The following is a 22757-nucleotide window of genomic DNA, read 5'->3' as shown; positions in this document are numbered from 1 at the left end:
GCCGGCCTCGATCCCGCCGTGTTACGTTGACCGGCGCGGAGGCCGAGGAGCGACCGCGCGCAGACGCATGCACGGGAGGTGACCAGCGTGACGGCCCCCGGCGGTCTCAGTCTGGCCAGGGTGACTATCGCCGCTCCCAAGCGGCGGATGGACGTGGCGTTACCGAACGCCATGCTCGTTGCGGAATTGATGCCGCACCTGCTCCGGCACGCCGGTGAAGGGCTCGGCGACGTCGGTGAGCAGCAGGGCGGCTGGGTGCTCCGGCGGGCCACCGGCACGTTGCTGGAGGCCAACCGGAACCTGTCCGCGCAGGGCGTACGCGACGGCGAACTGCTGCACCTGGCGCCCGGCCGTGACGAGTGGCCCGATCTCGCCTACGACGACGTGGTCGAGGTGATCGCGAGCAGCGCGCGCCGGGCCGGCCGGCCCTGGAGCGACGACGCCACCCGACGATGCGCGCTGGCGGTCACCGCGGCGCTGCTCGGGGTCGGCCTCATCGCGTTGCTGGCGATCGGTTCGCCGTGGCTCGTTCCGGCGCTGGTGGCGCTCGGCGTCGCGCTGCTGCTCGCGATCGCCGGGCCGGTGCTCTCCCGGGCCATGGGCGACGCCACCACCGGCGCGGTGGTGGCCGCCGCGGGCCTCCCCTACGGGTTCTTCGGTGGAGCGTTGCTGGCGACCCCCGACGGCACCCCGGTCACCGGCATCGGCGCCCCCGGGCTGCTGCTCGGCTCGTCCACACTGCTGGTCTTCAGCCTGATCGGGTACGCCACTGTCGCGGGCGTGCAGCGGCTCTTCATGGCCGGGCTCGCGGCCAGCGTGACGGGCCTGCTCGCCGCGCTGCTCAGCTACGCCGGGGTCTCCCCGGCCGGGGCGGCCGCCGCCACGCTGACCACGGTCATCGGGCTGCTGCCCGGCTACCCGCTGATCGCCAGCTGGCTGGGCAAGCTGCCGGTGCCGGAGCTGCCCGACCGGCCGGAGGAGATCCTCAAGGACCGGCCGGTGCCCGAGCGCGCGAAGGTCTTCGTGACCGTCGCCCGGGCCGCCGAGCTGCTCACCGGAATGCTGCTCTCCGTCTCGATCTGCGGCGCGCTGGCCATCGCCTTCCTCCTCAACCACGACCAGACGCCGGCGGGCGCGCTGCTGGCCCTCTGCGGGTCCGGCGCGATGCTGCTGCGCGCCCGACTCTTCCCCACCGCCGAGCAGCGGATTCCGCTGCTGGCAGGTGGCCTGCTCGGGCTGGTCGCCCTCGCGATGGGCGAGATGTCCGGCACCGGGTCCGGCGGCGGACGGCTGCTGGTCCTGGTCGGTGTGCTCGCCGCGGCGGCGGTGGTGCTGGCGGCCGGGCTGCGGTTCAGCCGGCGGCGGCCGACGCCCTACCTCGGCCGAGCCGCCGACATCGCGGACGTGGTCGCCATCATGGCGCTCATTCCGCTGGCCTGCGCGGTGATCGGCCTGTTCGGGGCGATCCAGGGAATGTTCGCCTCGATCGGCGGGTGAGGCACGGATGGCGACACGGCGGGATCAGCTTCAGTCGTACCAGTTCATGACCCAGCGGGTCATCTCCGCCTTCGTGATGCGGGAGACCGATCCGCAACAGTCACCGCTGCGCCGCGGCATCGGCGCGCTCTTCGGCGGGCTGATGGTGGCTGTGCTCGTCGCCGCCGGCGTCGGCATCTACGGCCTGTTGACCAAGGTCGGCGGCGACAGTTGGCGCAAGCCCGGCTCGGTGGTGGTCGAGAAGGAGAACGGCGCCACCTACGTCTTCCTGGACGGCAGGCTGCACCCGACGCTCAACTACACCTCGGCGCTGCTGGCCGTGGGCAAGCCCGGCGCTCCGGTGGCTCGGGTCTCCAGCGGGACCCTCGCCGGTGTGCCCCGGGGCGTTCCGATGGGCATCCCGAACGCGCCCGATTCGCTGCCCGGAGTGAAGGGGCAGACCGGCCTGCCGTGGTCGGTCTGCTCCACACCGAACCCGAACGGCAGCGGGCAGGCGGCGACCACGGTGACCCTCGCGCTCGCCGCCACGCCCTCCGGCGGGACCGGGGTCGGCGACGGCGGGCTCCTCGTCACGGACGCGGCGCTGGGCATGACGTACCTGGTGTGGCACGGTCGCCGGCACCTGGTGCAGGAGTCCCGGGTCCTGGTGCCCGCGCTCTTCGGCGCCGTCACCCCCGCACCGGTCGGCACCTCCTGGCTCAACGCGATGCCGGCCGGTGCGGACCTCGCCGCAGTGCCGATCGCGAACCGGGAGAAGCGGTCGGACGCGGTGCCCGGGCGACGCAACGGCGACATGCTTGTCGCGCAGACCGGCTCCGGCCCCCAGCACTACCTGGTGCTCGCCGACGGCGTGGCGCCGATCACTCCGGTGCAGCAGGCGATCCTCAGTGGACGGTACGGCCACCAGCCGATCGAGGTGCCGGTCTCCGACGTGACCTCGCTGCCGAGGAGCAGCCAGTCTCCGCCGCCCGCGACGAACGGTCAGCCACCGGCCACGCCGCCACGGCTCGTCACGGTCGACGGCGGTCAGCAGATCTGTGCCGTCACCCGGAGCTCCGGCGAGCCGCCGGAGCTGACGGTGGGCGGCGGCGTGGCTGGTGCGGAACGGGCCACGCCGACCGGTTCGGTCTCACCCGACGGTATCCCGCTCGCGGACCGGATTCTCGCCCCGGCCGGGCGCGTCACCGTGCTGAAGGCATTGAACAGCCCCGGCTCGTACAGCATCGTCACCGACCTCGGCATCCGGTATCCGGTCCCGTCGGCGGCAGTGCTCGGCCTGCTCGGATACCCGGCGGAGGCGGCGCTCGACGTGCCACCCAGCCTGATCCTGCTCATCCCGACCGGGCCGTCGCTCGATCCCCGCGCCGCCACGCTGCCCGCGGTGGCCGGCGCGGGGAGCTGAGCGCCCGGGCGTCAGCGGGCCGGGCCGGCCGGGACCTCGTCGAAGAGCTGAACGGGCGGCCCCGGCTCGTCGGGCTCCGGCGGCGTCACCGGACGGGAAGCGACCGCCGCCCGCCAGCGCCGCCGCCGCGCCCGGGGCAGCATGATCGCGACGATGGCGACCAGCAGAACCACGATCAGCGCGGCGAGCGCGCCGGTGAGCGCGGTGCGGCGGCTCGCCGCCTCGGCCGGGTCGGTCCGTTCGGTGGCGGCGGTGAACCCGGGGGGCGACGCCGGCTTCCCGTTCGGCAGCAGCTGGCCGTTGATCGCGCCGTACGGGTTCACCAGGCCGTGCCCGTACTGCTGCGGGTCGGCTCCGGGCACCGCGTTGGCGGTGAGCAGCCGGATCAGCTCGCTGCGCGGCGTCCCGGCCCGCTTCGCCCGGGTGAGTGCCACCGAGGCGGCGACGAAGCCGCAGGCCAGCGCGGTGCCGTCGGCCGCCTCGGTCAGCCCGCCACCGCGTTGCGTGGTGGTGATGCCCACCCCCGGGGCGACGAGGTCGAGGTAGGAACCGAACTGCGACCGGCCCCAGCGCTGGCCCTGCTGGTCGATCGCCCCGACCGCGAGCACCTCCGGATAAGCCGCCGGGTACGACGGCGGATTGCCGTCGTCGCCGTGGTCGCCACTGGCGGCCACCACGATGGTCCCCCGGTCGGCCGCCCTGCCCACCGCCTCCCGCAGCGCCGGGGCGTCCCGGTCCGAGTCGATGGTGACCGCGACGACCTGGGCACCCCGGTCGACCGCCCAGGAGATGCCGTCGGCGAGCACCTGCGGATCGGCCGGCGCGTCGCCGGGGCTGGCGTCGTCGCGCACCCGGACGGGCAGGATGCGGGCCGCCGGCGCGAGTCCGGTGAACGGAGCCCCCTCGGTCCGCCGGGCGACGATCAGCCCGGCCACTCGGGTACCCGCCCCGGTGCAGTCGCTGTTCGCGGTGCCGCCTCGGCGGACCGCGTCGTAGCCCTCCAGCACCCGGCCGCGCAGCTGCGGGTGTGAACCGTCCACACCGGAGCCGAGCACGGCGACGGTCACTCCGCTTCCCTGGCTGAACGGCCACACCTGCTCGGGGGCGAGCACCTGCTGCGCCCACGGCATCGCGGTGACCTGGCCACCCGGCTGCGCGCACTCCGGTGCCGCCTGCGCCGGCGCCGCCGGCCCCACCAGGACGGCGGCCACGGTGCCGGCGGCCGCCGCCCCCGCCGTCCAGCGTCGTACCGTCCGTGCCAGCCGACGGTTCGCCATTCCGACCTGTACCTCCGTCATCTCACGCCGGCCCGCCGTGTGACCGGCAGGGCCGTACCGATCCGGTCGTCGTCGACCCGCACCGCCCGGCCCTCGGCGACCGCTCTGGCTGCGGACTCCCACAGCGTGGCGGGGACCGCGCGCAGCGCCTGCCAGAAGGAACCGAAGCCGTCCGCGCACCGGTGCAGCAACCGGTCACCGATCTCCGCGGCGCTGTCGCCGTCGCGGGCTCGCGGGTCGTCATCGTCCCAGTACCAGATCGACCCCTCGTCCCCGCCCCGGATCTTCACCAGGAGCAGCCCGCCCTGCACGTAGCCGACGGCCAGCCACTGTGCGGGGAAGCGGTCCGCCCACCAGGTGTTGGCGTAGCCGAGGTCCTGCAGCCCGTCGGAGCGGGCGACACCGAGGAACGGCTGGTCGACCACGAACCCGAAACGCGGGTGTACGGCCGGCCACCCGGGCCGCCCGCCGTTGGTGCGGGCGAGGAAGTCGCGGTAGCCGGCGGGCAGCGGACCACCGACCCGTTCCTCGACGAGAGCCACCACCTCGGGCGACAGCCGCTCGGCGACCTCGATCGGTGGCGGTTCGGCGGTCTTTACCGGCAACCCCCGCCGCCCGTGGTCGGCGTCTCCGGCGCTGACCCCGCCCAGGTGCCGGAAGGCGGCGTGCAGCTCGGCGGGGACCAGCGCCACCCGGCGGGCTCCGGCCAGGTGCGCCCAGGTCCAGCCCAGCGGCGTACGGGCGTCGGGGTCGGCCGGGTCGGCCAGCGCCAGGTTGGCGGTGACCACGGCCAGCACCCGGGCCACGTCGACGCCGGTGCCGGGTGGCAGCGGCGGCAGCTCGACCACCTCGCGGGCGTACGGGACCCAGTCGGGAAACCCGTGCGGGTCGACGGCCACGCCCTGGCGGTAGCGGATCCGCAGCATCGGGGAGGCCGGGTGGAACACGCCGAAGGCGTACCCCGAGCCGGGAATCCGCGGCGCCCCGCTCACCTCGGCCACCCGCCGGTGGTGTCCCCGTCGGAGGCCTCCTCGTCGGCGGACGGCCAGAGCAGCAGGAACTGCACCTGCTCGGGAGGCAGGGTGATGCCCGCCGGTGAGTCCGGGTCGACGGCGAGGGCATGCCCCTCCGGCCAGACCGTGAGCAGCGAGACGAGAGTGGCGCGCAGGCTCGGCGCACCGTCCGGGTACGCCCGCTGGAAGCGCTCCGGCGTGGTGAAGACCTCGATCACCGGGGCCTCCGGCGGCCCCACCGGACGCCACGGGAAGTCGAGGTCGACCACCTGGGCCGGATCGTCCACCGGGCGGGCGGTCGGGAGCACCACCATCGCGTCCAGCAGAGCGTCCAGGTAGCCGGCCACGTCCCCGCTCTCCCCGGCGCTGAGCAGCAGCTCGGCGGTGTCCGGCTCCGGGGTGCGCGCGGTCCGCGCCATCGCGGCCTCGAACTCCGCCATCAGGTCGCCGTCGTCGCCGTCGGTGACGGCGGCGGTGATCTCCTCACCGGCGGTCGCCTCGGCGACCTCGGCGAGGACCTCCAGACCCGCGGGTACGGTCAACTCGCCGTCCGCCGCCGCCTGGACCGCCTCCACCGGCAGGTACACGTCGAGCGGGGTGCCTGGGTTGACCGCCAGCTTCCAGTCGGCCATCGGCCACCGCTCACGCAGCTCGTCGTACCCGGTCACGGTGTAGGCGTCGGCCACCCCGGCGATCCGCGGCGCCATGGTCTCGACCGAGGTGAACACGGGCAGGAACGGCTGCCCGAAGAGGTCCATGGTGATGAACCGCTGGCCTGCGGTGTCGGTGTCGCCGCTCAGCTGCGGAAGGTAGAGCTCGGCCCGGGTCAGGATCCGGAAGAACTCCACCCGGTCGTCGGCCTGCGCCGCACGCAGCAGCGCCCGTTCGGTGTCGTTGGCCGGCTGCCACGACTCGTCCACGACGGGTCTCCTCCCCCACGCGTCGTCGCGCTTCCCGCGCCGTCGGGTCCGAGCCTAGCGATCCGACGTCGATGGGCGGGACCCCGCCGACGGCGCACGTTAGGCTACGGGCCGGTCGCCGTCCATCGACGTCCCCTGAGGAGGATCCATGCGACGTGTCGCCACGATCGCCGCGCTGACCGCCCTACTGGCCGGCTGCTCGCCGGACACCTCGGCGCTGGACGCGCAGAAGCCGGTTCAGCAGAAGGTCACCCTCGAGCTGGCGCTGGTCGGCCCGGCCGAGTTCTTCGACCTCGTGGTGCAGTGGGGGCACACCACCGTCGCCAACAAGGAGGAGCACACCCCGGCGCCGAACTGGGTGAAGGATCTGACGCTGACCTGGCCCGACGACGTGTACGTCTACGTCAACGGGACCGCCCGGAAGAAGCCCACTGTGGACGACCGGCTCGCCTTCGTCAACGGCCAGCCGTCGGTCGAGTGCCGCCTGCGCATCAACGGCCAGGTCGTCAAGACGGCGACGAACGCCTCCCCGCAGTGCGACTTCAACCTCACGGGAACCTCGCCCGCGGCGCCGAGCGGCAGCGCCGGCTGAAGGTTCCCCCGGCGTCAGCCCAGCCGCCGCAGCGCGGTGTCGTACGCGGAACGGACGGCGGTGAGGCGGCTGGCCCGGAACCGACCCGGCTCCCGCTGGTAGACCGAGCGGCCCAGCGGGCTCCAGACGGCGGTGAACGGCACCCGACCGCCCCCCGCCGGCACGAACTTCAGCGCCTCGTCCACCGCCGCGACCGCCGCCGTCAGCCGGGTACGGCACCGCCGCCGGTCGGCCTCCGGCAACCGCTGCGCACCGGCGGGTACGCCCCGCGCGTGCCCCTCGGCCACCCAGAGCCACTCCCCCGCGTCGATCAGCGCGGAGGGCTCGGCAGCACCGTAACGGAAGCCCGCCTCGGCGCTCTCCGGCTCCGCGGGCAGCCGGAAGAGGAACTCCCGGGCGGTGCCGCAGCGTTCGCAGGAACCCGCGTACCGGCGGGCCAGCTCGCCGTCGGGCAGCGCGAGGATCGTGGAGGCACGGGGGAAGCGGCCCTCCCCGCAGCCACAGGGGTGCAGATCCATGTAGAGGTGCGCCTCGTTGGCGCTACGGGCCGCCAGCGCGCTCACGACGGGCTCCAGGGCATGTGGTCAAGGTAGAAGTCGCGGATCCCTTCGAGCCGTCGACGCCGGAAGCGGCCCGGGTCACGCTGGTAGACCGTACGGCCCCGGGTCGACCAGAACGCCGACTCGGGCACCACGTCGCCCTCCGTCGGGACGAACTTGCGGACCTCTTCCATGGCCGCCACCGCGGTCCAGCGCAGGTCCGCCGCCTCGGCGTCGTCGCCCTGCCGCTCGGCGATCTCCGACGCCTCCCCGCACCAGTCGGCGACCAGCAGCCACTCGCCCGGGTCGAGCAGCGCCGAGGGCTGCGGCCCGCCGAAGCGATTGGTGGGGTGCGGACCGGGAGCGGCGGGGGCGGGCTGCCCGTCGGGCAGCGCGAAGAGGAACTCGCGCTGGTCACCGCAGTCCACGCAGCGACCGCTGTACCGGTAAGCCGGCCGGGTCCCCTGCGCGGCGGGCGCCTCGTCCCAGGCGGCCTCCATCGCCCCGCACCGCGGACACGGATGCAGCTCCAGGTAGAGGTCCGCCTCGTCCCGGCTGCGTACGGCGGGCAGCAGCGTCATCACGCCTCCCGGTAGTGCCCGGTGTCCGGGTCGAGTCCCATGATTTCTCGTGCCCGGCGCATGTACTCGCGCTCGGCCTCCGGTGACGGCGGTCGGCGATTCTCCGAGTCGGCCCCGTCGGGGGTGAAGTCCGCGTCGTCCACCCGGTGCTCCGCCTGCCACCGACGGTGCAGCTCGGTCAGCTCCCGTAGGCGCCGCTGCCGCTCCGGATCGGTCTTCATCGCCGCGCTGTCTCCCTTCACGCCGTGGTCGTCGAGCACCCGGTTCCGGCTGCTGGTCGACGGTTCCGGTCTCCCGCCGTACCCGTTCAGGAGAGCGGGATCAGCACCCGGTCGGCGATGGTCTTCCGCTCCCAGGTGGCCGCGCGGTTCGGACCGCCGGTCACCGTCCACGCGTAGACGTCCACCGCCGTCATCATCTCCGACACGAAGTAATAGTTGTGCGAGAAGAACGTCAAGGTCCACTCACTGCCAGGGCCCTGCTCGAACACGGGAGGAGCCACCGCAGGCGCGTCGGGCACGACCAGCACCCGCGCGAAGTGGTCGGCCTCACGCACCAACCAACCCGCCCGCGCGCTCTCCGTCGCCCCGAACGAATACACCACCGGACCGTCGATGTCCTGCACCGAATACAGCTCGCCGAAGAGCTCCGCATACGCCAACGGACTCAACCCGGCACCGACCCGACGACCGAGCTCCGCCATCACCTCCGGACGGTTCAGGTGCAGCGACTCACCATCGACCGGAAGGAGCAGGCCATGGGTCACGTAGATCGGCTGCCCCGAGGCGACCACCCGGACCGCCTCGGACACCCAGCCCTCGTCGGCGACGGCCCAGTCGGCCGGGCGGGCCGCGTAGCGGTAACGGGATGACCGGACCGTGACCGAGGTCGGGCCCTGCCAGATCTTCTCGACCGTCTCCGCAGGGCTCAGCACATAACGCTGAATCGCCTCGGCGGTCCGCTCCGTATCCACCGGACACCCTCCCCGTGCTCACCCGCAGCGGCCCAATCCTGCCACAACGGCCCGCCCCTCCGGGGCCGCCGAGCGCCCGACCGGGGCCGGGCCTAGGGCGCGAAAGCCGCTGTCACCCGCGCCCGGAGTCCGTCCGGTCGGGCCAGGTCCGCCGGGCCTCCGCCAGCTTCTGGTGGACTTCAGGGACGAACCCGAGACGCCGCAACGGCCCGCGCCGGATCCGGAACGCGTCCCGGAATTCGAGTGAGGCGTCCCGGTGAGTGGCGTACAGGAAGACGTTCCGTTCCGCCGGGCCGAGCAGCGTGCCCAGCAGCGGGCCGGACAGCGGTGCGTTCATGCGGTTGTTCGCGATGATCGCGGCGCACCGTGCCCCAGTCTCCGCCATCCGTGACCGCACCGCCGACATCACCCAGCGCCAGAACTCGTCGGGATACCCGTTGCCGCGATACAACTCGGTGAGGTCGACCCGCTCCGTCCGCACGATGCTCCCGGTCGTTCCGAGCGTCAGCCAGAACGAGTTCACGAACAACCTCGACGACCACCGGGCGGGCAGCTCGGCCAGCACCCACTCCGATATCCGCAGGTAGTCGTCGCGTACGTGGTCGGGCAGCCGATCCAGGTGCGCGAGGCTCGCGTTGTACACGGGCCAACGTTCACCCGACGGCCCATCGTCGTCAAGCGGCTCACCCGCCCGAATACGCCGAGCACCCGGCCGGAAAGCAAGCCCGGCAATCCGCGTCAAAGCCCGCGCCGGGTATCCCTCTGATCGGGCCAGTCGCGTCGTGCCTCCGCCAGCTTCTGGTGTACCTCGGGAGCGAACCGCAACCGCCGTAACGGCCCGCGCCCGATCCGAAAGGAATCCCGGAACGTACGCGAGACGTCCCGGTGGGCCGCATGCAGAAAGAGGTTGTCCTCCGACGGACCTAGCAGCGCGCCTAATATCGGGCCCGGGAACGACGAGTCCATGCGGTCATTGGAGACGATCGCAGCACACCGTGCATGAACCTCCGCCAGCCGTGACCGCACCGCTGACAGCACCCAGCGAGAGAACTCATCGGGGTAGCCGTTGCGGCGATACAACTCAGTGGTGTCGACCCGCTCCACGTGCACGGCGTTTCCTGCCGTCCCGAGAGTCAGCCACAGCAGGGGCACGGACAACCTCGACGACCCCCGCGAGGGCAACTCGGCCAGCGTCCACTCCACAAGACGCAGGTAATCGTCGCGCACGTGGTCCGGCAGCCGGTCCAGGTTCGCGAGGCTCGCGTCATACATGAGCCAACGATCGCCCGGCGGCCCATGGTCGTCAAGCGAGGACCAGAATGCTCTCAGCGGTCTCGCCTGGCGTCAGCACCTGATGTTGAATTGCCGCGGCGATGCGCTCCGCATCCACTCGGACACCCTCCCCGTCGTACCCGGCGACGGCTCCTCCTGCCTCAGCCCGCCAGGTTCATCGGTTGCGCCGAACGCCGGGCCGTCGACACGCGCGGCGTGGGCGCCGCGATCGGGCGGTCAGCGGCCCGAGAGTGCGAGGCTGGCGCGGAAGGCCGCGACCTGGCTCGCCGGCGTCGTCGCGCCACCCCCTGCCAGCGCCTCCGTCAGCTCCCGAGGGGGTGCCACGCCGTACTCGGTGAGGTAGTAGCCGAGCGCCTCCGGCCACACCCAGCGGCCGTCGGTGCGGTACCCGCCCGGCACGACCTCGCCGCGCCCCGGCTCGACCAGGTCGGGAAGCCGCTCGGCCCGGCCGGGCACCGCCGCGCCCGCTGCCAACCGCTCGGCCAACATCCGACGCTCCGGCACGGGTACGCGGGGAGCCCCGGACCGGACGAGATCGGTCAGCTGTTCCGCGCCGAGTGCCAGCCGGACCCGGCCCACCTCCGGCGTCCACAGCAGCGCCGCCCCAGCCAGCGCCAGCCGGTGGTACGCCGGGAGCACGTCGCCGGTCCACCACACCTCGACCTGCGGCGCAGGGTCGCCGTCCTCGGCGAGCGAGCGCTGAGTGTCGTACGCGAGGTCCCACGCCGGTACGCCGGGCGCCACCTCGGCGAGGTACACCGGACGGGCTGCGGCCTCTTGGTCCGTTCCCACCCGCCAGGCACGCCAGACGCCCACCACTCCCGGCTCGACGGTGAGCGTCACCATCGCCGTGTCATCGGACGGTTCGGTGAGGCGGTTGGCGAGATCGGCGAGGGAGCGAAGCTCCGGCGGCAGATCGGTCAGGTCGTCGGGGTCGCCGCCGGTCAGATCGAGTCTGGGTGGCACACGTGGGCCTGCCTCCGCCAGCACCGCCGGCCGCACCGGCAGGAACCGGAACGGCCCGACGGCCGACGGGTCGGCGGCCACCGGCACCCGGTCGAACAACTGGGGCTTCCCGCCTGGTACGTCCAGCACGTCCAGGATGTGGGCCAGCAGGTCTCGGTCGGCCGGAGTCAGCGGAACGTCCAGCTCCACCGCCGCCACCGACACGGCGTCCGGCAGATAGCGCAGGTCGCCGCTACCGAAGAGTTCACGGAGCCGAGTGAGCATCTCGTCCGGCACCCGACCGGCGAGCCGCGTCAGCATCCGGTGCACGTCGGCGAAGAACTGGCTTGCGTCGTCCCAGCCGGTTCCGTCCGTCACGGTCTTTCCTCTTTCATCACGATGATCTCGCAGTTGTCCCGGAACTCCTCGGGCAATCCGGCCCGTACCTGCTCGACCAACTCAGGATGATCGGATGTCCGTCGCATCCTCGACCGGGGCGGGAAGACGGCCTCGTCGTCCTCGGCGAACGACGAGAAGACGGAGATGTCGCGCGCCTGCTCGCCGGTCAACAGGTAGACGACCAGCACCTTACCGCCCGACGCCGGGTTCTCCGACATGAACCGCACCGCGACGTCGAGTTGGCGGCTGACGCTGAGGAACTCCCGCGCAATACCAACTGGGAAGGTGGAACTGCCGTAGATCGGCGAGTAGACCGGGGTGATCCAGTCGCCCCGGTAGGCGACCGTCGGGCGTTCCGGGCTGCCGAGGGCGGGTAGCTGCATCATGGCGTCGTGGACCATGTCGGCGTGCCAACGCATCTCGTCGAGCAGTTGTGGTGTCACAGCGTCCAGCTCACGCCGGATCTGCCTCCAGGCGACCGCGGCGTCCCGTTGGGCCCGAAGCTTTTCGAGCCGGGCCTGGCCCTCCTCACGCAGGTTGCCCAGTCGTCTCTCTTCCGCCATTCGGACATTCGCGTCGGCGATCCGGCGGTGGGCGTCCACGTACCGTTGCGCCGGCTCGGCCAGGTCGGATCGGGAGTTGAGATGTCCCTCCCCGACGTGGACCACGGAACGCAGCTTCAGGGGCAGCGGCAAAGCCTTCGTGTCCGCCGTCAGGTTGTCGAGGTAGTTGGTCACCAGCTCGCGGATCTTACGACCGAAGAGCACCTCCATCGGCACGTCTCCGGCCAACCTGGTCCACAGGTGGCCGCGGATCACATTGTTGATCAGGTAGTGGCTGTGCCGGGTGTAGACGGTCAAGGCCATCACGTGCGGCTTCGACAGGCGCTGGCCCAGCTCCCGCACCGCGGCCGAGTCGGTCGGGTCGATGCCGTTGCGCCGCAGCCAGTCGGCCAGGTCCGGGTCCCGGACGTGCCCGCTCTCCAGCTGCGGCCACAACCGGTCGGCGATCTGCGGCACCTTGTGCTGCGTCTCGGAGAAGCCGCGCGGGTCGACGGCGTGCTCCAGGTAGCGGGCCTCGTGCGGGAGGAGCCCGTCAACGCCGACCTCTCTCCGCAACGTCGGCAGGTCGATGTCCGGCAGGGCCCGGTAGAGGTCCACCGCGGTGAACCGGGTGCCCGGCGGACGCACGTCGACCCGCGCGACGCCGGCGATCTCCGATCCGCGCAGGATCTCGAAGAGGCTGTGGTCGCGGGCAGGGAGCATCCAGCCCATCAACCCGCTGAGGAACCGCTCCAGCTGCGGGCCGTCGAGACCGATGAAGCGGGCGGCGGTCAGCATCCGTGCCGTGGTGCCGGAGACACCGTCGATGACCGGGAAGCCGTCCCGACCGACCCACCAGGCCCACGGGCCGCGATCCGTGTGGTGCGCCGTGACTCCCTCCCGCCACGGCAGCTTGCCATGCTCGCCGAGCGGCTCGCCGGTCTTGTTCCGTTCCAGCTGGTCCACGTAGGCCCGCTCGAGCCGTCCCAGCGGCGTGCCGAGGCTCGCGTAGTGGTCCGGGGTGTTCGCCCGCTCCAGCATCTCGGAGTGGCTACGGTTCTGCCGGGGTTTTTGGCTCGCCGTCATCTCGGTCAGGTCGCGGACGCCGTGCTCGGAGTTGCGCGCCACGTTCCCGGTCGCGAAGAAGTCGCGACCGAACTTGAACGTCTTCTGTAGGGCCTCCGGCATCAGCCGGTTCAGGTTCCCGTCGAGCAGCTCGCCCATCCGGCGTACGGACGGCACGTCGACGCCCGCCGCCCGGGCCTGCTCCCAACGGTCCCCGTCCAACACCGCCCGCAAGGCGTGGGACAGCGTGTGCGGGTTCGCCTGGTTCGTGTACGCGGCGTTGTAGAAGGCGGTCATCGTCTCGCGCAGGTTGCCCTCGCGGATCAGCCGGTCGAAGCCAACCCCGCTGCCGACCTGGCCGGCGCTGTCCTTCGCGTCGTCCCGGAAGAACGCGCTCTCCACCCGGGCCTTCACCTGGGCGGGGGTCTCGCCGGCGCGCGGCTCGGTGAGGTCCACCAGGATGTCCCGCATCCGGGTCAACGCCGTACGGACGGTGTCCAGCACCTCCGGGTCGCGGAAGTAGTACGCGCCGAGGCGCTGCTCGAACTGCGTCGCCTCGTCGGCCCAGCGCGGGTCGTTGAGGAAGCGCTCGAAGTCGAACGGCACCCGCGTGGTCCGGGCCGGGTAGGTCGCGGCGGCCGTCTCGGCCCGCTCCGGCACCGCCAGCTCGGCGGAGTCGGGCCGCTCCGGCACCGTCGGCTCTGCCGAGTCGGACCGCTCCGGCGCCGTCAGCTCGGCGGGATCTGACCGGTCCGGCACCGGATCGGCGTCGACGCGATCGGGCGCCGCGCCGTCGCTGTCGCGACCCGCCGGCGGGACCGTCTCACCGTCGGTCGCCCGTGCCGGGCCGCCGTCCGCCGGCGAACGGGTGGAGTCGGCGGGAGGCCGTTCCCGGCCGAGCAGGGCGTCCCGGCCGGCGTCGCTGATCCGCCCGTCGAGCAGCCGCGACCGGGCCGCCGCGCCGGGATCGTCCGGGTGCAGGCCGAGGTGGTCGCGGAGGGCCCGCAGCTCGGTCCGGGCGTGCGCGGCCTGCGCCGGATCGCGCAGCAGGTCCGCCAGCACCTCGGCCTCGGCCAGCCGACCGTGGTCGTGCGGGCTGAGCGTGGCGCCGTCGGCCATCGCACCGGGAACGAGGGCGTCCGGGGTGAAGGGGTCCAGCCCACCGTCGGCCCGCTGCCGGATCGCCGTCAGCTCGGCCGCCTCGTGCGCGACGGCGCGGGCGACATTGACATCGCTCGCACGGTCCGACAGTTCGACGCGCCAGCCGCCGCCCTCCGGCGGAACGGTACCGTGCGGCAGGTCCCGCCCCTGCGCGTCGATCGGCACGGACCGGGCCACCGCGCCGTCCGGCAGGGCGTCCGCCGGGACCGTGGTCAACTCCAGCCGTACGCCCTTGAGTGGGCTCCCCTCCGGCAGCGCCTCGGTGACCTGGCGCAGGGCGTCGTCACCGAGCTGCCGCACCGCGTCCGGCTCGGGGACGTCCCGGCCGTACCCGTGGAACTCGCCCTCCGGCACCCGGGCGGCGGTGACCGGCGGATGCCCGTCCCCGCTGAGCAGGCTGTGGATCGACGACGGGTCGGGAACCCGGGGCATGCCCTGGGTGTGCGCCGACCGGGGATGCAGCGGACCGGTGTCGCTGATCTCCTTGACGCCCTTCCAGTCCGCGCCGAGCAGCGCGCGCTTGCCGACCCACGACGCTTCCCGGCCGTGGTGGTGGTCGCCCCAGCCGGCCTGGCTGATGTCGAAGGGCGTCGGGTACCGGGCGCTGCCGAAGGAGCTGGTACGGGCGCGTTCGAGGATCTGCTCGGCTGCCTCCCGCTGCCGCTGCACCTCCTGGGCCACCTGCTCCGGATCGGTGGTGCCGTAGCGCTTGCGCAGCCGGTCGGCGTCCACGCTCGGGTCGTCCGCGGCCAGCCGGCGAGCCATGTCGACGTCGGCGTCGAGACCGCGCAGCTCGACCCGGAGCCGGTCGAGTACGGCGCTGGACCGGTGCTCCGTGTTGGGAGCCCAGTCGTAGCCGTCGCGCGCCCAGGCGTACCCGCCGACGGTGGAGGCGGCGTGCACCTCGATCCGCTCGACGCCGGAGTAGCGGTACCAGTCGATGAGGCTGTCGTTGAACTCCCGGGCGAAGCCGTGGCCCTGGACGCGGTCGTCGAGTTTCAGCGAGACGTGCTCCACGAAGAGGCTGCCGTTGTGGTCGCGCTGGAAGGAGCGCACCACCCGCCCGGCGCTCACCCCGTTCGCGTCCTGCACCTCCGCCCGGACCACGACCTCGTTGCGGTGCACGCTGACGCTGTACGGGTCCTCCAGGTCCACCCGGATCCGCAGCCCCGCGAACTCGCGCCCGTCGAGCTGGTCGGCGAACTCCCGCCGGACCGAGTCGCCCCAGGCGGTCGCCTCCTCCTGCGAGCTGGGGATCAGTTCGTCCAGCGAGGGCCGCCGGTCCTCCTGCCGCCATGGCGGGTCGGACCAGATCTCGTCGTGCCGGGAGTGGTCCCGACCGTCCGCCGCGGGAGCGTCGGCGGCTGTGGGACCTTCCGCCTCCGGCACCCGCTCCAACTGGTGCACCGGGTAGCCGCGCTGGGCCAGATCGGCGTCGATCCGCTGGAGATCCGCGCGTACCTGGGCCTGGTGCACCGGGTCCGTCGACGCGCGCAGCTCCTCCAGCGCGATGGAACGCTCGGTGAGCGCCAGGTTTGTCCGCCCGTCGGCAGCAACCGGGTCGGCGGAGGCGCGCTCGGGGCCGTTCGTCCAGGCGGGACGGTCGGCGGCCTCCGGCGTCGACCAGGCCGGCGTCCTCGGTTCCGGCGCACGCTCGGGGGTGCCCCAGGCGGGAGCATCCGACGTCGGACGCGCCTGCCCGGTGTACGGGTCGACGCCCGGCCGCCCCGGCGTCCCGGTGTGACCCGGGTCGGCCTCCGGCGGCCAGCCTCGGCTCGCATACGGGTCGTGGGCCGGCGGGTAGGCCTCGCCGGGCCGCCAACTCGGGGCCGCCTCGCCGGGGCGCTGGCCCCACTGCTGGGGCTCGGCCGGGCGCTGGCCCCACTGCTGAGACTCCGCCGGACGCTGACCCCACTGCTGGGCCTCACCTGGGCGCTGGCCCCACGGGCTGGTGTCGCCGTGAACCGGCTCGCCGGACCGCTGGCCCCACGTCCCGAAGCCGCCCTGGGTCGGCTCCCCTGGCCGCTGCCCGCCCCACTCTCCGAGGCCACCGTGGCTCGGCTCACCGGGGCGCGGAGCCCACGGCTGCGGGGTCGCCGGGTTCGGTTCGGGGGCGTGCGGGGCCGCCTCGCCACCGCCGAAGAGGCCGGTGATCCGGCGCAACGCCCGCGACAGCGCACCGGGCCGGCGCTCCGGCTCCGGGCGGGCCGGCTGCCCGTCGTGGTGCGCACCCGGCCCGTGCGTCGGCGATGGGTCGTGCCATGGGGGTGTGCTGTCGTGGGCAGGCCCGTCGGTTCGCCACGGCGGGGCGGTGTAAGGCGACTGCTGCTCGGGCGGCCAGGCCGCGTCCCCGTCCCGGCGAGGTCCCCACTCCGCCAGCGGCAGCGAGTCGGAGCCGTTCCGGGGTACCGAAGTCTCCGGCGCGGCCTCCTGATCCAGCAGCCGGGGCAGCGACTGCCTGCCGTGCTCCTGCCCGATCGCGTCGAGGTCGATGCCGTACCGGTCGGCGGTCTCCCGCGTCATCGGGCCGTAGAAGGTGCCCTGCCGGCGGTCGTCGGCGATCGGGAAGTTCGCCTCGTCGATCGAGAGGCGGGCCCGATCCAGAACACTCTCCGGGGTGAGCGCCACCAGCTGGTCGAGCAGATGATCGGGGATGGCGGCACGTTCGGCGGGGTTGGGGACGTACCGGTCGAGGATGCTGTCCCGCATCTGTTGCGGGGTCCAGTCCGCCATCTCCTGATAGCCGTCGCTCCGGGGTACGCGCAGATCACCGCCGTGTTGGATCTCCCGGAAGCCGGCCAGCCCGCGCAGGAACTGCTGCTGGACGGCGAACGCCTGGAACTCGCCCTCGAAACGCAGCGGGGCCATGACGTTGAGGAAGACGTCTTCGCCGTATCGCCCCTCGGCCACGCCCTGATCGATGTGGTCGGCCACCAGGTCCGTGCGGGGCTGGAGGCGGTGCATGCTCTCGTGCACCACGGTCGCGGCCACCGCGCTGATCGGCCGGCTCGACCCTCCTGCGTCTCGCGGGTCGACGTAGAGAATCTCGGTTCGTGGGTTGAAGCCGCCCCGGGCGGTCCCCTGGATCCACTTGTCCAGCTCCGGGCTGCGCAGTTCGGGCGGAAGCAGCGCGTCGACGCTCTCCATGTCCTTCGGGACAAGCCGCTCGAACGTACGCGCCGCGTGCCCCTCGAACGTCGGCCCGAGCACGTCACCGATCTTGGCGATCGCGATCGCCTGGTCCATGACGTGGAAGCGGTGGGTCTGCGGGTCGACGCTCACCACCCGGGTGGCCATCTCCACCGAGTTCAGCGGGTCGACGCCGTCGAGGTCCCGCCAACCCGGGTCGGCGTAGTCACCGCCGCGTTCGAAGTCACGCCAGTCCCGGTACTGGTCGGCGTACTCGTTGACGGCTCGGCTCAGGTCGCGGACGCCCTGCACCACGTCACCGAGCCGGCCGCTCTCGCGGGCCGCGTCGGCGGCCGTCTGCAACCGGTCGGCGATACCGCCGATGGCGTCCAGGTCGGCGATCCGGGCCGCCACCGCCGTCTCCGGGTAGCGGCCGAGCAGGTTCTCCTTGGCCCGCTGCACCAGCTCGTGGACCTGTTCGGGCAGCTCGGCGCCGGTCCTCGTACGATGCGGCGGGAAGTTCTCGCTGGGCGCCAACTCCTGGAGGATCGGCGAGTCGCCCGGGCGCGCCGTCTGCTCCGGGTGTACCGCGCCCTCCGGCGTCGCGTTGGGGTCGGCCGGCACGTGGGAGTCGACGACCGCTGCGGTCTCCTCGTGCAGCCGGGTCACCGCCGCGTCGATCTCGGCCTGCGAGCGCGGCACGTACGAGCCGTCCTCCTGCCGTACGGCGAGGTGGTCGCGGGCCCAGCCGCGGACCTGCTCCGGGGTGCCGGCGTCGGCCAGCAGGCCGCGAACGGTGTCCGGCGTGAGCGGCCGGGGCGGCGCGGGATCCGAGGGGGTGGCGTCGCGGAGGGTGACCCGGTCGAGCACCGGCGGGTCGGGGTGCAGGGGTCGTTCCAGCTCGGCCAGCGACGGCTCGTCTGCCCGGCGCGGAGGCTCCTCCGGACGCGGCGCCGCCGCGGTGTCGCGCGGGCTCTCCGGCACCCCGTCGGCCCGCGCGTCGTGCTCGGGCCGGACCGGCGCCGGATCGTCCGCGTCCGGCCCACGCCTCGGCTCTGTCGGGGTGCCGTCGCGGTCCGCGCGCGGCCCGGAGGCATCGTCCCGCTCCGAACGCGGCCCGGCGGCGTCATCCCGCGACGTACGCGGCCCGGCGGTGTCGTCCCGGTCCGTACGCGGCCCGGCGGCGTCATCCCGGGGCCGCTCGGTCCGGGTCGTGCCGTCATTCCGCGCCGTGTCGGTCCGGGACGTGTCGGTGGGCGTCCGATCGGTACGCGGTCCACCGTCGGTGGGCGTCCGATCGGTACGCGGCCCGCTCTCGATGCGTGAGGTGTCGGTCCGGGTCGTTCCGTCGCCACGCGGCGACGGGGGCTCGACCGGCCGGTCGAGCACCTGGTGCAGTTCCCGGTGCAGGGTGCTCCAGGCGTCGCCGAGTTGCCGGTCGACGAAGGCCGCCCGGGTGTTCGGGTCGTTCGGCAGGTGGTCGGGGAGCACCACACCGGCCGGTTCGCGCTGCACCCACTGCCCGTGCTCGACCTCCAGCCCTGGTCGCAGCACCACCGGCTGACCGGGCGGTAGGGACGAGTTGACCTGCAGCGCGACCTGCACGGTGACGCCGTCCGGGTACTCCACGGTGAGCAGCCGCGACGACTCGTCCCAGCTCGCCCGGTGCGGCTGATCCACCGGGCCGGGATCGCGGCCGGTGAGCAGCTCGCCGATGTGCCCGTCGAAGGTCGACCGGACAGCCTCGGGCATCGGCACCGACGGCCCGACCGGACGAGGCTCGACCGGCACCAGCTCGAACGGAACCCGCTCGCCCTCCGGCGTTACGCCGCGTAGCTCCCCCCGGCCGGCCAGGTCGCCGCCTCGGCCTGCATCCGCAGGATCTTGCCGAACGCCTTCCGGTACTGCATGTCCTCCGCCCCGTCCAGCGGTGTCCCCTGGCGGGAGTCCTTCTGGATGACCAGTCGACGATCCTTCTCCGGGAAGCCGAAGCTGTATTCGACCTCCCGACTGTCCTGTCGGATCAGTTCGAAGTCCACCAGAATCGCCATCGCCGGTTCTCCTCGGATACGCGTTGTCCAGGTCCTCCCCGGTACGCCCGGGCGCGACCCGCTCCCAATTGAACAGGCTCTGGGCGTGCGCGTGGGCGTCCGGGTAGGTGGCGTCGGGGTGGACCCGCATGTAGCCCGACTCGGCCAGCTCGTGCTCCAGCAGCACCAGGTCGGGCTCGAGGTGCCGCCCCTCCCGCAGGCGGATCCAGGCCTCCGCGATGTCCTCGTCCGCATCGAACCGGCGCCGTTCCCAACCGTCGGGGTAGTCGCGCAGCGTGTGCTCGTCGAACATCAGGTGCTGCTTGACCCGGGCGATCTCGGCTTGGCTGTAGCCGATGGTGCCGTCGGGGCGCTCCACCTCGGCGAGGTGCGCGGCGATCTCCGGCACGTCCTCCGGGTCGGCCCGGAACCGGTCGTACGCCTTGTTGGCCCACTCCTGGGCCCGCAGCTCGTCGCGGGGTCGGATGGACGCGCCGCTCTGCGCCTCCCCCGCCGTCGGGTCGGCGTGCTGCTCGTCGGCGCGGACCGGCGCGGACGGATCCTCGTGGCGGCTCGGCGGTGGGCCGTGCTCGTCCCGGCCTGTGGGTGCACCGTTCCGGTCGCCCGTGCCGGTGGGCCGGTCCTGGACCGGATCGGTCGGACCGCGCTGACCGTCCCGGCTCGTGGGCGTCTCCGGCCGACTCGTCGGCGCGGAGTGGTCGCGCGGCGACGGCGGACCGTCCGCACGCGGCGGCGTGGGGCTGTCGGTGCGCGGGGTCGTGGGGCTGTCCGCGCGTGGCGGCGTGGGGCTGTCCGCACGTGGCGGCGTGGGCCCGTCGGCACGCGGCGTCGTGGGCCCGTCGGCACGCGGCGTCGTGGGCCCGTCGGCACGCGGCGGCGTGGGGGCGTCCGCGCGCGGCGCGGTGGGGCCTTCGACGCGCGGCGGCGGAGCATCGGTGCGTACCGGCGGCGGGGTGTCGCCCCGGACGGCGGGCCCGGTCTCCACGGGCGGGGCGGTGTCCGGCCGGGCCGGCGGGGCGGTGTCGGCGCGTGCCCCGGAGCGCGGCTCCGTCGGGAACTCCGAATCCGTCCGCGGCGGAGGCGCGTCGCCCGACCGAACCGGATCCGAGTGCGGCCGGGTCGGAGCCGGATCGGTGGGGTGCGGGCCGGTGGTGTCCCGGGGCGACCCGGGCGGCTCCGAGCGGGTGGGTTCGGGTGGCGGGGCGTCGCCCGGCTCGCGCTGCTCCGGCCGGCTCGGGTCGTCCCCGATCCGATCCGGCGCCGTCTCCCGCGTGGAAGGACCCTCCGGGCCACGGTCGCCGGTCGGCCCGCCGTCGGTGGGTGTCCGGTCGCCTGGCGGCGCCGAGTCGGGCGTCGGGCGCTGCGGCGACGCGTCGGTGGGGGTGCGGTCGGCGACCGGCGCACTGTGATCGGTGGTCGGCCGGGTGAGTTCGCCGACCGGCCGCGACGGGTCCGTCGTCCGGATCCCGACATCTCCGGTACGACCGCCGGACGTCGGGTGGGCGGGCTGACGCGGGCCACCTCCGCCGCCTCCGCCGTCCCCACCGCCCGTCCCGCCGACCAGGTTCGTACGCTGCGGGACGTCGGTGCTGGGCAGCTGCGCGAGGGGCGTGTGCGGGGCGGACGGCTCGGACCGGATGACATCCCCGTCGACCACGTGCGGGGCGGGCGACTGGGTGCTGTCCCGGGAGAGGACCGTCCCGTCGGCGCCGATGCTCCCACCGTCGATCCGGGTGCCGCTGCCGTCGACCCGCTGCCAGGACGCGCCGTGCTCGCTGTACGTGACCTGCAGCCCGTCGGCCCGGTCGAACGCGCCGATCCCCTCGGGGAGCACCACGACGTCGTGGCCGATCCGCAGGGTGCTCCCGACGTTGACGGCCTCCATCTTGTTCTGCGCGCCGAAGATCGCGCCGGCCTTGGCGCCCTCGGCCCCGCCGTGCAGGATCTCGGTGACGTTCGCCCCGGTGATGTTCGTGAGGTCGAGCTTGCCCTGCGCGGCGAGCGTCGCCGCCGACATGCCCGCGCCGACCACCCCGCCGCCGACGATGTGCCCGGTGATGCCGCCGAACATCGAGGCGCCGAAGACACCGCCCTGGAGCGTGGACATGCCCAGCTGCCCCAGGTCGAGGCTGGCCCGCTCGCCACCGGCGATCTGGTACATCTGACCGAGCAGGTCACCGGCGCCCATGAAGCCGGCGCCGAAGGCCACCCGGGTGCCCACGTACTTGGCCAGCTCCCGGCTGAACGTGGTGGCGGCGATCTCGCGGGCCGCGTACTGGCCCAGCGCCTCGCGGCTGACCTGTTCGAACACCTCGTTGCCGGCCATCCGGGTCAGCGAGGTGCCGGCCGCGCGTCCGGCGAGGTCGGTGCCGACCCGGGCGCCGAACTTACGGAGCAGCTGCTCCTCGATCTCCTTCGCCAGCTGGTTTCGGGCGGCGAGCAGACCACGCCCGGCGAGCCGACGGGACTCCAGCCCGGCCTCGCGGCCGAGCTGGCGGAGCAGCTCGCGGTTGGTGGCGCTGCGCAGCCACTGCCCGGCCATCCGGTCGGCCACCGAGCGGGCGATCACGTTGCGGGGCAGGACGCCGCGCGCGAAGGTGGTGCCGCCCTGCCGGAGCAGGGTGGGCAGGGTGTGCCGCATGAGCGTGGGCAGCTCGTGCCGGATCAGGTTCGGTAGCTGGGTGGTGACCAGGCGGGGCAGTTGGGTGCGGACCAGATTGGGCAGCTGGGTACGGACCAGGGTGGGCAGCGCCCGGGTCACCAGCGCGGTCGCCTCGGCGAGCGCCGCGCGTACCGAGATGCTGCCGATCGCGCGCATCGCGTTGCTGGCCGCGGCGCCGATCGCCGCGCGACAGGCGGCGAAGGCCCCCGGGATTCCGGCGGTGGAGAGGCCGAGCGACGGAATGGCCGCGGCGACCAGCATGAAGAGCGAGACCGCGAGCATGATCAGGCCGATCAGGGCCATGAACTTCATGAGCTCGACCTGCAGCCCGTAGCTCTGTACGGCCTGCTCCATCGAGGCGAGCGTGTCGACCGATCCGGCCAGCGACTCGATGTACTTGTACCACTGCTCGGCGAAGGCGGCCGACGCGCCGTCACCGGACCAGTTGTTCAGGATGCCGTCGGCCGCGTGTGCGGCCTCCTCGTAGAACGTCCCGAGTGCCTCGGTGGCGTCGGCCCAGGTGTCGGCCAGGTCGTAGACGGCGCCGATGTCGGACTCGGGGATCTTGCCGATCAGGATCTCGCCGACGGTGGAGCGCACCCCGGGGATCGCGGCTTCGAGGTCGGAGAACCACTCCAGAATCTCGGCGAGCGCGTGGTCACTGTCGCTCACGCGCAGTCCTCTCCTTCACCGCCGTGCTTCACGACGGGGCCACG

At 73.4% G+C, this 22757-nt stretch carries 14 protein-coding genes; 3 read left to right on the top strand and 11 right to left on the bottom strand.

The features are described from left to right. The first annotated feature begins 120 nt into the window (after nucleotides 1-120). On the top strand, nucleotides 121-1497 hold the full coding sequence (gene eccD, locus D7044_RS11840) for a type VII secretion integral membrane protein EccD (protein ID WP_233563213.1): 1377 nt from the start codon (nucleotides 121-123) through the stop codon (nucleotides 1495-1497). Nucleotides 1498-1504: 7 nt separating this feature from the next. Continuing rightward, on the top strand, nucleotides 1505-2899 hold the full coding sequence (gene eccB / locus D7044_RS11835) for a type VII secretion protein EccB (RefSeq protein ID WP_120688859.1): 1395 nt from the start codon (nucleotides 1505-1507) through the stop codon (nucleotides 2897-2899). Nucleotides 2900-2910: 11 nt separating this feature from the next. Here eccB and D7044_RS11830 read toward each other — a convergent pair whose 3' ends face one another. From D7044_RS11830 to D7044_RS11820, 3 genes are read right to left on the bottom strand one after another with little or no spacing between them, the layout of a single operon-like run. Then, on the bottom strand, nucleotides 2911-4197 hold the full coding sequence (locus D7044_RS11830; RefSeq protein WP_120679277.1) for a S8 family serine peptidase: 1287 nt from the start codon (nucleotides 4195-4197) through the stop codon (nucleotides 2911-2913). Next, nucleotides 4194-5168 (bottom strand): SMI1/KNR4 family protein, encoded by a 975-nt coding sequence (locus D7044_RS11825; protein WP_199716582.1) that lies wholly within the window; start codon nucleotides 5166-5168, stop codon nucleotides 4194-4196. Before D7044_RS11825 ends, D7044_RS11830 begins: the two co-directional genes overlap by 4 nt. Continuing rightward, nucleotides 5165-6109, bottom strand: a complete 945-nt coding sequence (locus D7044_RS11820; RefSeq protein ID WP_120679275.1) for an SseB family protein — start codon at nucleotides 6107-6109, stop codon at nucleotides 5165-5167. Before D7044_RS11820 ends, D7044_RS11825 begins: the two co-directional genes overlap by 4 nt. 148 nt (nucleotides 6110-6257) lie before the next feature. On the opposite strand from D7044_RS11820, the gene D7044_RS11815 reads away from it, so the two are divergent. Next, on the top strand, nucleotides 6258-6701 hold the full coding sequence (locus tag D7044_RS11815) for a hypothetical protein (protein WP_120688858.1): 444 nt from the start codon (nucleotides 6258-6260) through the stop codon (nucleotides 6699-6701). 14 nt (nucleotides 6702-6715) lie between these two features. On the opposite strand, the gene D7044_RS11810 is transcribed toward D7044_RS11815, so the two are convergent. The 8 genes from D7044_RS11810 to D7044_RS11775 form a co-directional block, all read right to left on the bottom strand. Next, a complete protein-coding gene (locus D7044_RS11810; protein ID WP_233564955.1) occupies nucleotides 6716-7264 on the bottom strand; it encodes a hypothetical protein in 549 nt (182 codons plus the stop codon). Beyond that, entirely contained in the window at nucleotides 7261-7821 is a 561-nt protein-coding gene (locus D7044_RS11805; RefSeq protein WP_120679271.1) for a hypothetical protein, read from the bottom strand. The genes D7044_RS11810 and D7044_RS11805 overlap by 4 nt, the downstream gene beginning before the upstream one ends. Beyond that, nucleotides 7821-8063, bottom strand: coding sequence for a hypothetical protein (locus D7044_RS11800; protein ID WP_147434642.1), 243 nt, complete (start codon nucleotides 8061-8063; stop codon nucleotides 7821-7823). The genes D7044_RS11805 and D7044_RS11800 overlap by 1 nt, the downstream gene beginning before the upstream one ends. A gap of 65 nt (nucleotides 8064-8128) precedes the next feature. Continuing rightward, complete coding sequence (locus D7044_RS11795; RefSeq protein WP_147434641.1) at nucleotides 8129-8794, bottom strand: hypothetical protein; 666 nt, start codon at nucleotides 8792-8794, stop codon at nucleotides 8129-8131. A 112-nt stretch (nucleotides 8795-8906) separates the two neighbouring features. Then, the gene (locus D7044_RS11790; RefSeq protein WP_120688856.1) at nucleotides 8907-9437 is read right to left on the bottom strand and encodes a hypothetical protein; all 531 of its coding nucleotides are present in this window, start codon (nucleotides 9435-9437) and stop codon (nucleotides 8907-8909) included. Nucleotides 9438-9532: 95 nt separating this feature from the next. Then, complete coding sequence (locus D7044_RS11785; RefSeq protein ID WP_120688855.1) at nucleotides 9533-10066, bottom strand: hypothetical protein; 534 nt, start codon at nucleotides 10064-10066, stop codon at nucleotides 9533-9535. A 237-nt stretch (nucleotides 10067-10303) separates the two neighbouring features. Then, nucleotides 10304-11410 carry a hypothetical protein gene (locus D7044_RS11780; RefSeq protein ID WP_120688854.1) on the bottom strand — a complete coding sequence of 369 codons (1107 nt, stop codon included), beginning with the start codon at nucleotides 11408-11410 and terminating at the stop codon, nucleotides 10304-10306. Continuing rightward, on the bottom strand, nucleotides 11407-22713 hold the full coding sequence (locus tag D7044_RS11775) for a WXG100-like domain-containing protein (RefSeq protein WP_120688853.1): 11307 nt from the start codon (nucleotides 22711-22713) through the stop codon (nucleotides 11407-11409). Before D7044_RS11775 ends, D7044_RS11780 begins: the two co-directional genes overlap by 4 nt. Nucleotides 22714-22757 lie beyond the last annotated feature (44 nt).

Origin of the sequence: Micromonospora musae, from assembly GCF_003626635.1 — a bacterium.
GTDB classification, from domain to species: domain Bacteria; phylum Actinomycetota; class Actinomycetes; order Mycobacteriales; family Micromonosporaceae; genus Micromonospora; species Micromonospora musae.
The sequence above is the reverse complement of the archived record's forward strand: the minus strand, read 5'-3'. Positions and strand labels throughout refer to the sequence as shown.

Coding starts and splice junctions, on each gene's coding strand:
- D7044_RS11830 (WP_120679277.1), bottom strand. CDS start 4,197: ATGACGGAGGTACAGGTCGGAATGGCGAACCGTCGGCTGGCACGGACG.
- D7044_RS11805 (WP_120679271.1), bottom strand. CDS start 7,821: ATGACGCTGCTGCCCGCCGTACGCAGCCGGGACGAGGCGGACCTCTAC.
- D7044_RS11815 (WP_120688858.1), top strand. CDS start 6,258: ATGCGACGTGTCGCCACGATCGCCGCGCTGACCGCCCTACTGGCCGGC.
- D7044_RS11785 (WP_120688855.1), bottom strand. CDS start 10,066: ATGTATGACGCGAGCCTCGCGAACCTGGACCGGCTGCCGGACCACGTG.
- eccB (WP_120688859.1), top strand. CDS start 1,505: ATGGCGACACGGCGGGATCAGCTTCAGTCGTACCAGTTCATGACCCAG.